This is a genomic window from Streptomyces sp. B93, from assembly GCF_018070565.1.
Classification (GTDB): Bacteria; Actinomycetota; Actinomycetes; order Streptomycetales; family Streptomycetaceae; genus Streptomyces.
Map to the genome: position 1 here is coordinate 22305 of NZ_JAGPXL010000056.1, position 17629 is coordinate 39933.

At 75.9% G+C, this 17629-nt stretch carries 2 protein-coding genes and 1 pseudogene (1 of these 3 running past the window's edge); 2 read left to right on the forward strand and 1 reads right to left on the reverse strand.

What is annotated here, in order from left to right; translation table 11 throughout:
- Together KBY47_RS32250 and KBY47_RS37110 are read left to right on the forward strand one after the other, a co-directional pair.
- Window positions 1–6498, forward strand: the 3' portion of a protein-coding gene (locus KBY47_RS32250) for an SDR family NAD(P)-dependent oxidoreductase (protein WP_210927484.1). 5655 nt of this gene lie to the left of the window's left edge; only the last 6498 of its 12153 coding nucleotides appear in the window; its start codon lies beyond the left edge, outside the window; it ends in the stop codon at window positions 6496–6498.
- A complete protein-coding gene (locus KBY47_RS37110) occupies window positions 6495–17525 on the forward strand; it encodes an SDR family NAD(P)-dependent oxidoreductase (RefSeq protein WP_282108469.1) in 11031 nt (3676 codons plus the stop codon). Before KBY47_RS32250 ends, KBY47_RS37110 begins: the two co-directional genes overlap by 4 nt.
- Here the strand turns inward: KBY47_RS37110 and KBY47_RS32260 are convergent.
- Window positions 17496–17629, reverse strand: a pseudogene (locus KBY47_RS32260) (GDP-mannose dehydrogenase); the annotation flags it as partial. The gene KBY47_RS37110 and the pseudogene KBY47_RS32260 sit on opposite strands and share 30 nt — an antisense overlap.

A 17629-nucleotide genomic window follows, 5' to 3' on the forward strand; every position in this document is an offset into this window, starting at 1 on the left:
ATCGCCGGGGGAGTGGAACTGCTGCTCGACCCGTTCGTGTACGTGGGTCTGGACCGTGCGGGTGCGCTGTCCAAGGACGGCAGGTCCCGTGTCTTCGACCGGGACGCGGCCGGGTTCGTGCCGGGCGAGGGCGCGGGCCTGGTGCTGCTGAAGGAGGAGGGGCGGGCGCTGCGTGACGGCGACACCGTCCTCGCGACCGTCGTCGGCTCCGCCGTCAACAACGACGGCCGTACCGTCGGCCCGACCACCCCGAGCCACGAGGCCCAGACCGAGGTCATCCGTGCCGCACTGCGCGCGGGCGGCGTCGACCCCGCGACCGTCGGCTATCTGGAGGCGCACGGCTCCGCGAGCGGCTTCGGCGACCCGATCGAGATCTCCGCCGCCGCCGAGGCCTACCAGGCCGAGGGCCGGACCCGCCCGGTCGGGGTCGGCTCGGTGAAGACCAACATCGGCGCGCTGCTGCACGCCGGAGGCGTCGCCTCCCTGATCAAGGTGGTGCTGGGACTGCACCACGGCCGTCTGGTGCCGACCCTGCACTGCGCCGAGCCGCACCCGCGGATCCGGTTCGAGCGGACTCCGTTCCGGCCGGTGCTGACCGGCGGCGACTGGCCGCGCGAGGGCACCGCGCCGCGCCGCGCGGGTGTCTCCTCGTTCGGCTTCGGCGGTACCAACGCGCACGTCGTGCTGGAGGAGGCCCCGCCCGGCCACCGCCCGTCCCGCACCCCGCTGCCGGTGACGGCGTTCGAACGCAGGCGCCACTGGCTGGACGCCCCGAACCCGAACCCGGAGCCCGGCCCCGCGCGCCCCGTCGCCGACGACGCCCTGCTGCCCGCCGTGACCCGGCGCGTCGCCGCCGCCGTGGCCGCGCTGCTGCCCGGCCCGGCGGGGACCGACCCGAGCGAGCTGAACGGCCACAACTTCATGGAACTCGGCCTCGGTTCGGCGACGCTGATCGAGCTGAACGCGGCCCTCGACGAGGAGTTCCGGGTCGCCGTACCGCCCACCGCGCTGTTCCGGCACCCGAACGTGCCGGACCTGTCCCGCTACCTCGTCGACGAGTACGAGGCCGAGCTGACCCGCTGGCGTGCCGCCCACAACGGCACCGTACGGACCACTGACTCGCCCAGCGGCAACGGCGGTTCCGCCCGCCGCCGGGAGCCCGCCGTCGCGGGACGCGCACCGGCCCGACGGCCGGAGGCCGGCTCCGAGGAGGACGACACAGCCACCGGGCCGGCCGTACCCCGCGATGACGACATCGCCGTCATCGGCATCGGCGGCCGCTTCCCCGGCGCCGACGGCCCGGACGCGCTCTGGGCCCGGCTGGCGGCGGGCGACGACCTGGTCACCCCGGTGCCCGCGAGCCGCTGGGACCACGGCCGCCACTACGACCCCACCGGCACCGTCCCCGGCACCACGGACTGCCGCCACGGCGCCTTCCTGGACGCCATCGACACCTTCGACGCGGCGTTCTTCCGCATCCTGCCCAGCGAGGCCGAGAGCATGGACCCGCAGCTGAGACTGCTGCTCGAAGTCCTCTACGCCACGGCCGAGGACGCGGGCGTCACGCCCGTCCTGCGCGGCTCGAACACGGGCGTCTACGTCGGCCAGTGCTTCCAGGACTACGACAACGAGATGATCGCCCGGGGCCGTACGGTCGGGGTGCACGACCCGATCGGCGCCGCGATGTCGATGACCGCCAACCGGCCGTCGTTCTACTTCGACCTCAGCGGCCCGAGCCTGACCGTCGACACCGCCTGCTCCTCCTCGCTGACCGCGCTCCACCTGGCCGTGGAGTCACTGCGCCGCGGCGAGTGCGCGATGGCCTTCGCGGCCGGGACCAACCTCATCGCCAGCCCCCGCCACTACCTCAAGCTCTCCGCCATCGGGGCGCTGTCACCCGGCGGGCGCTGCTACAGCTTCGACTCCCGCGCCGACGGCTACGTCCCCGGCGAGGCGGTCGCCGCCGTCCTGCTCAAACCGCTCGGCCGGGCCCTCGCCGACGGCGACCCCGTGCACGCCGTCATCAAGTCCGTCGCCGTCAACCACGGCGGACACGCCAGCTCGGCCACCGCGCCCAACCAGGCCCGCCAGGAGGCGCTGCTGCGGCGCGCCTGGCGGGAGGCGGGCATCGACCCGGCGACCCTCACCTACCTGGAGGCACACGGCACCGGCACCCGGCTCGGCGACCCCATCGAGGTCGACGCCGTCAAGAACGCCCTGCGCGACAGCGGCAGCGAGGGTGAGCCGCACCTCGTGCTCGGCAGCGCCAAGTCCCACCTCGGGCACACCGAGGGCGCCGCGGGCCTGGTGGGCGTCGTCAAGACCGTGCTGTCCATGCGGCACGGGCTGATCCCGGCGATGCCGTCGTTCGACGAGCCGAACCCGTACTGCCGCCTCGACGAGGGCCCGCTGCACGTCAACCGGGAACCCGTGCCCTGGAACCCGCCGCCCGGCGTGCCGCGCCGCGCGGGCGTCAGCTCCTTCGGCTTCGGCGGCTCCTACGCCCATGTCGTCCTGGAGGAGCCACCGGTACGGCAGGCGGCACGCCCCGCCGACGGCCCCCTGGTGTTCCCGCTCTCCGCCCGGACCCCGGACCGGCTGCGCGCCCTGGCACGGCGGTACCTGGACGCCCTCGGCCCCGGCTGCGGCCTGCCCACCTCCCGGATCGCGGCCACCCTGCAGCACGGCCGCGAGGCCGCCGCCGTACGCGCCGCGGTGATCGCCGACGACCGCGCCGGACTGGTCCGCGGCCTCGAAGCCCTGCTTGCGGACGGCGGGACGGACGGCGCGGGCCGGGTGTACGACATGACGGGCGGCGCCGCCGACGACCTGACCGGCCTCGCCCGACGCTGGACCGACGGCGGGACGGTCGACTGGCCGACCGGCCCCGACGGCCGCCCGGAACCCCGCGTCCCGCTGCCCACCTACCCGTTCGAACCCCAGCGCTTCTGGCTGCGCGAACCCCCGGCCGTCCCCCAGCCGCCGACGCCACCGGCCGACGCCCCCCGAGCCCCCGCCGAACCCCTCGCCGCCGCACTGGCCGCCCAGGTCGCCGAGAGCGGCTACTCCGGCGCACGCATCCTCGACGCCCTGGTCGAGTTCAGCGACCTGGGACGCGCGCTCGCCGCCTCCGTACTGCGCGAGCACACCGGCCGCGGCAGGTACGGCGCCGACGAACGCCTCGCCGACCGGACGGAGATCGCCCCGGGGCACGAGCACTTCACCGAGTTCCTGGAGCGCGCCCTGCGCACCTGCGAGCCGCCCACCGACGGGGAGGCGGCCGAACGGGCCCGCCTGACCGCCCGGCTGCGTGAACTCGCCCGGGCCGTACCGGAGATAGAACCCCACATCGACCTGGTCGTGTCCTGGTCCGGCCAGCTCCCCGACGTCCTCGCCGACCGGGTGAACCCGCTGGAGCTGTACTTCCCCGACGACGGCGACGACCAGGGCATCGCCCGCGTCTACGGCAACACCGGCATCGCCAACCACTTCAACGACCTGATCGCCCGCGCCGTCGCGACACACCTGGGCGCACAGCACGCCCGCCGCCCCGGCGAGCCGCTGCGGGTCCTGGAGATCGGCGCGGGCTCCGGCGCCACCACCGAGCGCGTCCTGCGCCGGCTCGACGCCCTCGGCCTGCCCGAGGACGCCGTGACCTACTACTTCACCGACGTGTCGCCCGCGTTCTTCCGCATCGCCCGCAAACGCCTTGCCGGAGTCCGTACGGCGGTGCGGTACGCGGCGTTCGACCTGGAGGCGGACCCGGCCGGGCAGGGCTTCGAACCCGGCTTCTTCGACGCCGTGGTAGCCACCAACGTCGTCCATGTCACCCGGGTCGTCGCCGACTCGGTCGCCCGGATCCGCCGACTGCTCACCGACGGCGGCCTGTTCGCGCTCAACGAGCTGACCCGGGCCCTGGACTACCTGACCCTGATGTTCGGCATGGTGCCCGGCTGGAAGCCGCCGCAGGACGGACGGCTGCCCGGCTCCCCGCTGCTGGACGCGGCGGGCTGGCGGCGCGTGCTGGCCGCAGGCGGCTTCGAACCGGTGTGGGTGTTCGGCGCCGACGACGTCGACGAGTCCGAGGCCGACCAGTGCGTGCTGGTGGGCCGGGCGGCCCCGGGCACGTCCGGCACGGACGTCGCGGCGCTGGAACGTCCGGCGGCGTCACCCGCAGAGCCCGCCCCCACCGCGCCTCCCGCTCCCGTCGCGGAGGACACGCCCACGGCCCTGGCACGCCATCTGCGCCAGGAGTTCGCGGAGTTCCTGTCCATCCCGGCGGAGACCGTCGACGACACCACCCCCTTCGCGACGTACGGTCTCGACTCCCTCGGGGCCATCCAGCTCGTCCGCAGCATGGAGGGCACGTTCGGGGCGCTGCCGAAGGTGCTGCTGTACGAGTGCCGGACGGTGGCGGAACTGGCCGCCTACCTGCTGGAGAACACACCCGCCGCCTGTGAGGCGGTGACGGCGACGATGACCACCTCACCGGCCCCCGCACCGGCCCCCTCACCAGCCCCCGAGGAGCAGGAGCGGCCTGCCCCAACGAATCCCGCACCCGCCCCTGACGACCCCGTGGCCATCGTCGGCATGGCCGGGATCTTCCCGGGCGCCCCCGACTGCGACACCCTGTGGCGGCGGCTGCGCGAGGGCGCCGACCTCGTCACCGAGATCCCGCCGGACCGCTTCGACTGGCGGCCCGTCTACGGCGACCCGCAACGCGAAGCCGGGAAGACCGACACCCGCTGGGGCGCCTTCATCGACGGCGTCGACGAGTTCGACGCGGAGTTCTTCGGCATCTCCCCGCTGGAGGCCGGGCTCATGGACCCCCAGCAGCGGCTGCTGCTGCACTGCGCCTGGTGGGCCCTGGAGGACGCGGGGCACCGCCCGGGCGGCCTCAAGGGCACCGACACCGGCGTCTTCGTCGGCGCCACCTCGCACGACTACGACGAGCACCTCATCCGCATCGGCCGGGACCGCGAGGCGCACGCCAGCCTCGGCGTCGGCCACTGCATCCTGTCCAACCGGATCTCCTACCAACTGGGCCTGCACGGCCCGAGCGAGACCGTGGACACCGCCTGCTCCAGCTCGCTGAGCGCACTGCACCGGGCCGTCCGCGCCATCCAGGACGGAGAGTGCGGCGCGGCGATCGTCGGCGGCGTCCACCTCAACCTGGGCGCCCGCCTCTTCGTGGCGCTCGGCCAGCTCGGCGTCATGTCGCCGGACGGCGTGTGCCGCCCGTTCGACAGCGCGGCGAACGGCATGGTGCGCGGCGAGGGCGTGGGCGCCCTGTACCTCAAGCCGCTGTCCCGGGCGCTGGCCGACGGCGACACCGTGCACGGCGTGGTCCGGGGCAGCGGTGTGGGCCACGGCGGCCGGGTCACCTCGATGACCGTGCCCAACCCGGTCGCCCAGGCCGAGCTGATCGCGGCCGTCCACCGGCGGGCCGGTGTGGACCCGCGTACCGTCACCTACATCGAGGCGCACGGCACCGCCACCCACGTCGGCGACCCCATCGAGGTCCGTGCGCTGCGCAAGGCCTACGCCGACCTCCTGGGCCGCCCCGAGAACGAACCGGTGACGCCCTGGTGCGGTCTGGGCAGCGTCAAGTCCAACGTCGGACACCTGGAGGCCGCCGCCGGACTCATCGGCACCGTGAAGACCCTGCTCGCCATGCGCCACGGCGAGCTCCCGCCGAGCATCAACTTCCACGCGCCGAACCCGCTGCTGGAGCTGGAGGGCAGCCCGTTCGAGGTGGTCGCCGAGCGCCGCCCGTGGCCCCGGCTCACCGACGGCACCGGTACGGAGATCCCGCGCCGGGCGGGCGTCACCTCGCTCGGCTTCGGCGGCACCAACGCCCATGTGGTGCTGGAGGAGTTCATCCCGCCGCCGCGCCCGCCGCGGCCGGACACCGGCGGCCCCCGCCTGATCGTCCTCTCCGCCCGCACCGAGCCCGCGCTGCGCGCCACGGCCGCCCGGCTCGCCGCCCGGCTGACGGCCCGCCGTACGGACGGCGAGCCCGACCTGCCGCTCGACGACCTGGCGTTCACCCTGCGGGCGGGCCGGGACCCGATGCCGTGGCGGCTCGCCGTGCTGGCCGCCGACACCGGCGAACTCCTGGACCGGCTGCGCTCCTGCGCGGACGGCGCCTTCGACCGCCCCGGGGTCCTGCACGGCGAGGCGACCGGACGCCCCGCGTCCGGCCCGCCGCCCACGACGGACGACCCCCGGGCGCTGGCCCGGCACTGGGTGGCGGGCGGCGACCTGCCCGACCGGCACCCGGACGGCACGGACCCGGCACCCCGCCGGGTCCCCCTGCCCGGCTACCCGTTCGAGCCCACCCGCCACTGGGCCGACGAGCCACCGGGTGCCACGGCCCCCGCGTCGCCGGACGACGACGAGGAACTGCTGCAACTGCTCAACGACCTGCGCGACGGTGCCAGGTCGGTCGAAGAGGTCGACGACATGCTCGTGCTCGGGGACGGGGGCCATCGATGAGAACCGGTCTGCAAGACGCCAAACGAGAGATCCTGGCACGGGTGAGCCGCGGCGAGCTGGACGCCCGGCAGGCCGCGGCGCTGCTGCGCCGCCTCACCGCCGAGGAGCCGGCCACCGTCTGGTACGAGGCCACCTGGACGCCGCCCGCACCCGTCCCGCACACCGGTCCCGCCGACCCCCGCGTCCTCGTCCTGCGCCCGGGCGCAGGCCCTCAGGCCCCGGACGGCCAGGGCCGGTTCGTGGTCCCGGCGGACGCCCCCGTCGACTGGCGCGGGGCCTGGCGCGCGGTCGGCGGTGGCGCCGGGGTCGTGTTCGACGTCCGCGAGGCGTCCGGCGCCGCCGCGCTCGACGCCGCGTTCGCGTTGCTGAGAACGGTCGTCGAGGACGACTCCCGGCAGCCGGTCGCGCTCGCCGTGCTCACGGCCGGACCCGGGCAGCGGGTGACGGCCGACGCCCTGGGCGGGCTGTGCCAGATCGCCGCCCAGGAGGACCGCCGCGTCCACGCCGTCGCCGTACACAGCGCCGATGCCGCCGGGGACGGCGGCGGCCGTACACCGCTGGAACTCGCCGCCGCCGAACTGTCCCTGCCGGCCCCGGGCTCCCGCCAGGTCCGCCACGGACCCGGCGGGCGCGCCACCAGGACGCTCACCCCCCTGGAGCCCGCCGCCGGCCGGCCGTGGCGCGACGGCGGCGTCCACCTGGTCACCGGCGGCGCGGGCGGCCTCGGCGCCCATGTCGCCCTGCTCCTCGCCCGGCGGCACGCGGCGCGGCTGGTCCTGCTCGGCCGCTCCGCGCCGACGGAGCGCGTCGAACGGCTCCTCGACCGGCTGCGCGAGGCGGGCGGCGCCGCCGTGTACGTCCAGGGTGACGTCACCCGGCACGCCGACGTGGAGCGTGCCGTGGCGCGGGCCCACGAGGAGTTCGGGCCGCTGACCGGCGTACTGCACGCGGCGGGCGTCAACGAGGATGCCTACCTGGTCAACAAGGAACCGGAGACGGTACGCCGGGTGCTCGCGCCGAAGATCACCGGCGCCGCCGTCCTGGACGAGGTCACCGCGGCCGAGCCGCTGGAGTCGTTCGTGCTGCTCTCCTCCGTCGCCGCCTACACGGGCGGCCCCGGACAGAGCGACTACGCCGCCGCCAACCGCGCCCTCGGCGCCCTCGCCGCCGCCCGCGCGCAGGCCGCCGGCCGGCGCGGCACCACCGTAGCGCTCGCGCTGCCGCTGACCGAGGGCGGCGGCATGGACCTCAGCGAGCGGGACAAGCGGGCCGTCCACGACCTCCAGGGCATGACGGCGCTGCCCGCCGACGCCCTCCTGGACACCATCGCCGCCGCCCTCGCGACGGGACGGCCCGAGGTGTACGCGGTCCACGGCGACGCCGACCGGGTCCGCGCCTACGTGACACGGCACCTGGCCGAACGGACGGAGGAGACCCGGCAGGAGCCTGCCGGCGGCGACTTCGCCCCGGCCGTCGAGCGGTACCTGCTCGCCCTCGTCGGCGACATCCTCCGGCTGCCCGAGGGCCGGCTCCGCGCCGACCAGGAACTGTCCACCGTCGGCGTGGACTCCGTCCTCATCAAGAAGATCCACACCGTCCTGGAGGACCGCCTGGGCCCGCTGCCCGCCACCCTCCTCTTCGAGTACCGCACCGTCGGCGAACTCGCCCACCACCTCGCCGCCGAGCACACCGGCACCCTGCGCGCCCTCCTCGCCCCGGGCACGACCACCGTGGCCCGCACCGCCGAGCCCGACCGCCCGCGCGGCACCCCGGCGGCGGCACCCACCGACGAACCCATCGCCGTCATCGGCGTCGCCGGACGCTACCCCGGCGGCCGTGACCTCGACGCCTTCTGGCGCACCCTGCGCGACGGCGAGGACGCCGTCACCGAGGTCCCGGCCGACCGCTGGGACCACTCCCGCTACTACGTCCCCGGCGAGCGCGGCGCGGGCACGGTGTACGCCAAGTGGGGCGGGTTCATCGAGGACGCCGACCGGTTCGACGCCCGCTACTTCAACATCTCGCCCCGCGACGCCGAGCGCGCCGACCCCACCGAACGGGTCTTCCTCGAGGTGGCCTGGTCGGCGCTGGAGGACGCGGGCTACTCACGACGGCTGCTGCACGAGCGCACCCGGCGCGGCGAGCAGCACGCCGTGGGCGTGTTCGTCGGCGCCACCGCCACCTCGTACAAGCTGATCGGCGCCGAGGAGTGGGGCCGCGGCCACCGGGTCATCGCCCTGTCGATGGACTTCTCCATCGCCAACCGGCTCTCCTACCTCCTCGACGCGCACGGCCCCAGCCTCGTCGTCGACACCGCCTGCTCGTCCTCGCTGACCGCGCTGCACCTGGCCGTGGAGTCGCTGCGGCGCGGCGAGTGCGCGATGGCCATCGCCGGGGGCGCGCACATCCAGACCCACCCCATCAAGTACGGCGTGCTCGCGGACATGCGGCTGCTGTCCACCGACGGCCGCTGCCGGGCGTTCGGCGCGGGCGGCGACGGGTTCGTGCCCAGCGAGGGCGCGGGCGCGCTGATCCTCAAGCCGCTGTCGGCGGCCCGCGCCGACGGCGACCACATCCACGGCGTCATCCTCGCCACCAGCCTCAACCACGGCGGCCGCACCAACGGCTACACCGTGCCCTCGCCCCGCTCCCACGCCCAGGTCATCTCGGCCGCCCTGCGCGACGCCGGGGTCACCGCCGACACCATCGGCTACGTCGAGGCGCACGGCACCGGCACCGCGCTCGGCGACCCCATCGAGATCGAGGGACTGCGGCGGGCCTTCGCCGAGCACACCGACCGCGTCGGCTACTGCGCGATCGGCTCCGCCAAGTCCAACATCGGGCACGCCGAGTCGGCGGCGGGCGTCGCGGGCATCACCAAGGTGCTGCTCCAGTTCGCCCACCGGCGGCTCGCGCCCACCCTGCACGCCGACGAACCCAACCCGAAGATCGACTTCTCGACGTCGCCGTTCGTCCTGCAACGCGGCCTCGCCGCCTGGGAGCGGCTGCGCCCGGACCTCCCGCGCCGCGCCGCCGTCAGCTCCTTCGGCGCGGGCGGCGCCAACGGCCATGTGATCCTGGAGGAACCCCCGGACACCCCCCACCCCGACCCGGTGGCCGGGCCGGACACCGAACAGCTGGTCGTCCTGTCCGCGAAGACGGACGAACGCCTCCGCGAAGTCGTACGACGGCTGCACCGGCACCTGGAATCCGGCCCCGCGCCCGCCCTGCGCGACCTCGCCCACACCCTGGCCACCGGCCGCGACGAACTCGACAGCAGACTCGCCGTCACCGCCCGCACCCCGGCCGAACTCCACGACCGGCTGGGCGAGTTCCTCACCACCGGCGCCGCCCCGGGCCTGGTCACCGGACGCGTCGACCCCACCGCCGAGCCCCCCGCCGACCCGGCCCGCACCCGCGCACTGCTCGCCGCCCGCGACCTCGGCACGCTCGCCCGGCTGTGGACCCGCGGCGCCACCGTCGACTGGACCGGCGCCCACGACGGCGCCCGGCGCGTGCCTCTGCCCACGTACCCGTTCGCCGGCGACCGGCACTGGGTCGCCACCACCCCGCCCCTCGCGCCCGGCGCCGGACGCCCCGGACCGCTCCACCGTGTCGTACCGACCCTCGAGGGACTGGTCCACGAGGCCGACCTCGCCCGGGACGACCGGATCGTGGCCGACCACGTCGTCCAGGGGCGCGCCCTGCTCGCCGGAGTGGTCCAGCTCCAGCTGGCCGTCGCCGCCGTTGAAGGGCTGGAACGCGGCGGGGTACGGGAGATCACCGACGTACGGTGGCGGACGCCCGTCGAGATACCCGACGGCGGCACCACGGTCCGCGTCGCCCTCACCGCCGCCGCGGACGGCGCGCTCGACTACACGATCGGCGTCCGCGACGGACGGCCCTGCTCCACCGGCACCCTCCATCCCGGCCCCGACCCCGCCGAACGGCCCCCAGCCCTCGACCTCGACGCCATCCGCGCCCGCTGCGCCACCCGCCACGACGGCCCCGCCTTCTACACCGACCGCGCCGAGCACGCCGGCCTCGCCTACGGCCCCCTCTTCCGGCGGCTCGCGGCCGTCCACAGCGGCCCCGGCGGCGAGGCCCTGGGCGAGCTGACACCGGCGCCCGGCACGGCCGCACCCGACTGGGCGGTGGACGCGGGCACCCTGGACGGCGCCCTGCACGCCCTGCACGGCGTGCTCCCCGAACCGGCCGAAGGCACCGCGCCGTTCCTCCCGGCGTCCGTGGCCCGCGTGGCACTGACCGGCCGCCTCGCCGACGCCCGCCATGTGCACGTGCGGCTCCTGGACCACGACCCCGAACGCGGCACGGCCCGCGCCGACGTGACACTGACGGACCCCCACGGCGTACCGGTAGCGGCCTTCCACGACCTGCGCGCGGCCCGCCCCACGGCCCACCCCGAGCCCACCGCCACCCGGTCCGGGACCGTCGCCGCACGCGCCGTGGCGACGGCCGTCCGGGAGGAGACCGGCACCGCTCGTGCGGGGGCAACTGGCGTCCGCGCCGACACTGCCGCCGCCCGCGCCGGGACCGTCGCCGCCCGGTCCGGGACCGTCGCCGCACGCGCCGTGGCGACGGCCGTCCGGGAGGAGACCACCACCGACCGTGCGGGGGCATCTGGCGTCCGTGCGGAGACAACCGCCACCCGCGCCGAGGCGCCCGCGGCCCGCGCCGACACCGCCGCCGCCCGCGCCGACGCGACCCCCGCACGCCCCGGGACCCCCGCCGTGCGTCACCTGCGCACCGCCTGGGAGGTCCTGGACACCCCCACCCCCGCACCGGCCCCGCACACCGGCCACACCCTGATCCTCACCACCGCCCGTGACCTCGGCCTCGGTCAGGCGCTGGCCGCACGCTCGCCCCGCGCCCGGGTGCTGCGCCTCGACACGGCGGACGCGTACCGGCATGTGGGCCCCGCCGTCGAGGCGCTGGACGACGACAGCGTGCTGTACTTCCTCGGCGGGATCGACGACCGCCGCTACGGCAGCCACGACCTCGCCCACCTCGACACCGCCCTCGACCAGGGCTGCCTCGCCCTGTACCGGCTCGCGGGACGGCTCGCCGCCCGGCGCCCGGAAGGACTGCGGCTGACCGTCGTCACCAGCGACAGCCAGCAGACCGACGAGGGTGTCCCGGCCCGCAACCCGTACGCCGCGGCGCTGGTCGGACTCGCCAAGTCCCTCGCCCGTGAGCTGCCGTCCGTCTCCGTGAGCTGTCTCGACCTGGACCGCCGCGCCCTGGCCCATGGCGGCACCGAACTGGACCGGCTCGCCGCCGCCGTACTGGCCGAACCCGGTGCCCTCCCCGTCCGGGAGGTCGCCCTGCGCGGCCGGATCCGCCTCGGCAAGACGCTGCGCCCCGTCACCCTTCCCGACGTCCCCGACGCCGGGCTGCCGCTGCGGCACGGCGGCACCTACCTGCTGGTCGGCGGCGCGGGCGGCCTGGGGCGGGCGGTGGCCCGGTACCTCGCCCGCGCCTACGCCGCCCGCCTCGTCCTCGTCGGCCGCCGCCCCCTCGCCGAGCTGCCCGGCACCCTGCTGTCCGACCTGCGCGACGCGGGCGGCGAGGCCGTCTACGAGCAGGCCGACATCACCGACCGCGACGCCGTCGGCGCGCTGCTCACCCGCGTCCGCGCCCGCTTCGGCGCCGTCAACGGCGCCGTGCACGCCGCCTTCACCCTCGCCGACGGCCTGCTGCACCGCATGGACGAGGCGACCTTCCGCGCCGCCCTGCACGCCAAGACCCATGGCACCGTCGTCCTCGCCGAGGCCCTGGCGGGCGAACCGCTCGACTTCCTCGCGCTGTTCTCGTCCGCCGTCTCCCACCGCGCCAACGCCGGACAGGGCAACTACAGCGCGGCCTCCACCTTCCAGGACGCCTACGCCCACCACCTGGCCGCCCGCACCCGGCTCCCCGTCAAGCTCCTCAACTGGGGCCTGTGGAGCGACAGCGGCTCCGTCGCCACCGAGGACTACCGGCGCCGGGTGGCCCGCCTCGGTGTGGCCGGGCTCACCGACGAGGAGGGCATCGAGGCGTTCCGCCGGGTGCTGGGCGCGCCGCTCACCCAGGCCACCGTCCTGAAGACCACCGGCGACCAGCCCCTCGAAGGCGTCAGCGACACCCCCGCCGACGCCCTCGACGCCCCCGGCGACGGACAGGCGGTACGGGAGGCCGTGGCGGGCGCCACCGAGGCCCGGCGCGACTCCTGCGTACCGCCCGGCTACCTCGCCCGACTGGACGACCTCGCCCGCCGGGAGGTCCTCGCCGCCCTCCACCGGATGGGCGCCCCCCGCTCCGCAGACGCCGCCCGCATCCCGTCCGCCCTCGCGGCCGACCTGGGCGTCGACCCCGGCCAACGGCGCCTCTTCGAGGCCCTGCTCGACATGCTGCGCGGCCCCGGCCTCCTCCGGGACGACGACGGCCGCCTCAGCTTCCCCACCGACCCGTACCCCCCGACCGACGCCGACGACCGCACCCGGCTGACCGAGCGGCTCGTCGCCGACCACCCGCACTGCGCGCCCACCGTGGACCTGATCGCCGACTGCGCGGCGGCCCTGCCCGACGTCCTCACCGGCCGCCGCCGCGGCCTGGAGGTCCTCTTCCCCGGCGGCTCCCAGCACCGCATCGCCGCCCTCTACCACGACGACCCGCGCTCCCGGCACTTCAACGCCATGTGCACCGCCGCGGTCGTGCGCCGGGTGACGGAGCTGCGCCGTCGCCAACCCGGCCGCCCCGTCAGCGTCCTGGAGATCGGCGCGGGCACCGGCGGCACCACCCGCCCCCTCCTCGCCGCCCTCCAGGAGTGCGAGGGCGGAGCACCCGCCTACGTCTGCACCGACATCTCACCCGCCCTCGTCCGCCAGACCGCCGAACGCCTCGGCGCCGACCACCCCGAGGCCGTCTTCCGCACCCTCGACATCGCCGCGGACCCCGCCGAACAGGGCTTCGCCGGGGAGCGGTACGACATCGTCGTCGCCGCCAACGTCCTGCACGCCACCGGCGACATCCGCGCCACCCTCCGCCACGTCGCCTCCCTGATGCGCCCCGGCGCCCTGCTCGCCGTCACCGAGTCGACCGCCGTCCTGGACGCCGTCACCCTCGTCTTCGGCCTCACCGACGGCTGGTGGCTGTACGGCGACGGCGCGCTGCGGCTGCCGTACTCCCCGCTGTTCGCCGCCGACGACTGGGGCGCGCTCCTTGCCGAGGCCGGGCTGCGCGGCATACGGGCGCTGTCCGCCACCGGCGACGCCGACGCGGACGCCGACCAGAGCCTCGTACTCGCCGAACGCGGCACCATCCGCCCCCAGGGCGCCCACCCGGAAACCGGAGCCGACCCGGCACCGGAGCCGGAACCCGCGCCCGCCACCGCCGTAACGGAGGCCCCGACCATGCCGGTCGACCAGGACCACGACGGCCGCACCTGGCTCGTCGACCGCCTGCGCACCCGCTTCGCCGCGAGCCTCAAGCTCGACGCGGCCGAACTGGAGACCCACACACCGCTGCTGGACTACGGCGTCGACTCGCTGGTGGTCATGGAGGCCACCGAGGCGCTGGGCAAGGACCTCGGACAGCGCGTCGTCCTCGACGAGCCGCTCACCGGCCTCACCCTCACCGAGGCGGCGGACCTGCTGCTCGCCAAGGGCGTCACCGTGCCCGCGCCCGCCGCCCCGGTCGTACGGCCGACGCCGGACCGGCCCCGGCCGGAACCGTCCGACGAGGTCCCCGTCGCCGTCGTCGGTATCGCCGGGCGCTACCCGGGCGCCGACGACCTGTGGACCTTCTGGGACAACCTGCGCGACGGACGGCGCGCCATCGGCGAGATCCCCGCCGACCGCTGGCACGCCGAAGGACAGGGCGGTGCCGGGGTCCGCTGGGGCGCCTTCCTCACCGACGTCGACCGCTTCGACCCGCTGCTGTTCCGCATCTCGCCCCGCGAGGCCGCCGCCATGGACCCCCAGGAGCGGCAGCTCCTCCAGACGGCCTGGACCGCACTGGAGGACGCGGGAACGACCAGGGCCCGTCTGGAGACCGACGCCGTCCACGCGTCCGGGGCCGGGGTCGGCGTCTTCACCGGCGCCATGCACACCCCCTACCAGGCGCTGGCGGCCGACCGCCGCGCCCTGGGCGAGCGGCCCGACGCCCGCTCCGCGCACTGGTCGCTCGCCAACCGCCTCTCCCACTGCTTCGGCTTCTCCGGGCCGAGCGTCGCCGTGGACACCGCCTGCTCGTCCTCGCTCACCGCCCTCCACCTGGCCTGCGAGTCCCTGCGCCGGGGCGACTGCGGCGCCGCCGTGGTCGGCGGCGTCAACCTGATCCTGCACCCCGCCCACCACGAGGAACTGGCCCGCGCCCGGATGCTCTCCGACGACGGCCACGCCCGCGCCTTCGACCGGGACGGCGGCGGCATGGTCACCGGCGAGGGCGTCGGCGTCGTCGTCCTCAAACCGCTGCCCGAGGCGCTGCGCGCGGGCGACCGCGTACACGCCCTGATCGTCGGCTCCGCCGTCAACCACACCGCGGGCGACGACACCTACACCACCCCCGACGCCGGAGCGCAGGCCGCGCTGCTGCGCCGCGCCCTGCACCGGGCCCACCTCGGCCCGGACGACATCCAGTACGTCGAGGCCGCCGCGACCGGCGCCCCGGTGGGCGACGCGGTCGAGGCCGAGGCGCTGCGCGAGGTCTTCGCCGCCCGGGACGCCGGGCGCGGGCCCGTCCGCGTCGGCTCCCTCAAGCCCGGCATCGGCCACCTGGAAGCCGCGTCCGGCATGGCCCAGCTCACCAAGGTGCTGCTCCAGTTCCGGGCCGGACAGCTCGCCCCGACCCTCGACGTCACCACACCCGTCCCCGCGTTCTCGGCGGACGGCTCCCCGCTCGCCCTCGTGCGCCGGGCCGAGCCCTGGGAGCCGACGGGCCACGCGGTCGTCAGCTCCTTCGGGGTCGGCGGCGCCAACGCCCAGCTGATCGTGGCGGCCCCGCCGCCGCCCGCCGAGGTCGCCCAGGACACCGACGGGCCGCTGCTCGTCCCGCTCAGCGCCCGCAGGCCCGCCGAACTGGCCCGGCTCGCGGCCCGCTTGCGGGACTTCCTGCGCGGGCCCGGCGCCGACGCGGCTCTCGCGGACGTGGCCCACACCCTGCGGGTGGGGCGCGAACCGCTGCGGACACGGGCGGTGCTGGTCGTGCGTGACGTGCGCGAACTGGCCCACGGGCTGGGCACGTTGGCGAACGGCGGCGCGGCGCCCGCTCCCGACCTCGCCGCGCTGCCGCCCGCGTGGGCCGCCGCCGCCCGGCGCTGGACGGACGGCGAGGCCGTGGACTGGCGGGAACTCGACGGCACCGGCCGGGTGATCTCCCTGCCGGGGTACCCGTTCGCCCGCGACCGGCACTGGCTGCCGGAGGCCGAGCCCGAGCCCGTGCCTCAGGCTGAGGCCCAGCCCGCGCCGATCAGGCCCCCGGTGTCTGAAGCCGCGCACGTCGTCGCCCCCACAGACGACGTCTACGACATCGTCGCCGCCGCCATCAGCGGCGTCCTCGGTCTGCCCACCGAGGAGGTCGGCCCCGAGGAGCACCTGAGCGACTTCGGCTTCGACTCCGTGACCATCACCGAACTCGCGTCGGTGCTCAGCGACCGGCTCGGCATGGGCGTCCTCGCCCCCGAGCTGTACGCGCACACCGACGTCGCCTCGCTCGTGGCGGCCCTGGCCGCACGGGCGCCGGTGCCGCCGCCGCCCGCACCGGCAACCGCCGACACCGCCCCGGCGCCGCCCGCCGCGGAACCGGCCGACGAGCCCATCGCCGTCGTCGGTATGGCGGGCCGTTTCCCGGGATCCCCGGACCTCGACGCCTACTGGGCGAACCTGGTCGCGGGCCGGGACCTGGTCGACGACGTGCCGCAGGACCGCTTCGACTGGCGGGACATCCACGGCGACCCGGCCGAGGACCCGCAGCGGGTGCCGTCGCGCTGGGGCGGGTTCCTGGACGGCGTGGACCGCTTCGACGCGGACTTCTTCCGGATCTCCCCCCGCGAGGCCCGCACGATGGACCCGCAGCACCGGCTGTTCCTCCAGGCGGTCTGGCACGCCATCGAGGACGCGGGCCACGACCCGGCCTCCCTCGAAGGCAGCCGGACCGGCGTGTTCGTCGGCGTCGGCTCCTCCGAGTACGCGCAGTTGCTGATCGGCCGCGGCGTGGAGATCGACGGGCAGGCCGCCACCGGCAACGCGCACAGCGTCCTGGCCAACCGGGTCTCCTTCCTGCTCGGACTGCACGGCCCCAGCGAACCCGTCGACACCGCCTGCTCCAGCTCGCTGACCGCCGTGCACCGGGCCGTGCAGGCCATCCGCGCGGGGGAGTGCGAGGCCGCCGTGGCGGGCGGGGTGAACGTCATCCTGTCCCCGACCGGCTACCTCGCCTTCGGCAAGTCCGGGATGCTCTCGCCCGACGGCCGCTGCAAGACCTTCGACCACCGCGCCGACGGCTATGTGCGCGGTGAGGGCGTCGCCGCCGTGCTCCTCAAGCCACTCGGCCGTGCCCTCGCCGACGGCGACCACGTCCACGCCCTCATCCGGGGCACCGCCGTCAACCACGGAGGCCGCGCCAACTCCCTGACCGCGCCCAACCCGCAGGCGCAGACCGACGTTATCGTGCGCGCCCACCGCGCCGCCGGCGTCACCGCCGACACCGTCACCTACGTCGAGGCCCACGGCACCGGCACCGCGCTGGGCGACCCGATCGAGGTGAACGGCCTCGTCGACGCCTTCCGCGAACTGGGCGCCGACGGCCGCACCGGCTACTGCGCCCTCGGCAGCGTCAAGACCAACGTCGGGCACCTGGAGACCGCGGCCGGGATCGCGGGTCTGATCAAGGTGATCAAGGCGCTCCAGCACCGCACCCTGCCGCCCTCCCTGCACCTGCGACGCGTCAACCCGCTCATCGACCTCACCACCACCCCGTTCCGCCTCGTCGACGAGCGGGCTCTCTCGGACGTCGTCGGTGGCCCTTAAGGCACCGGTCCCCACGACCTCGGCGATCAGCTCGCCGATCCGCTCCTCGACCACCGGGGCCTTGCCGTCGTTGACCAGGTCGACCTTCACCTGGCTGACGTCCA

Bases quoted from the DNA above. Each gene is read 5' to 3' on its own strand.
- KBY47_RS37110 (WP_282108469.1), top strand. From the start codon at position 6,495: ATGAGAACCGGTCTGCAAGACGCCAAACGAGAGATCCTGGCACGGGTG.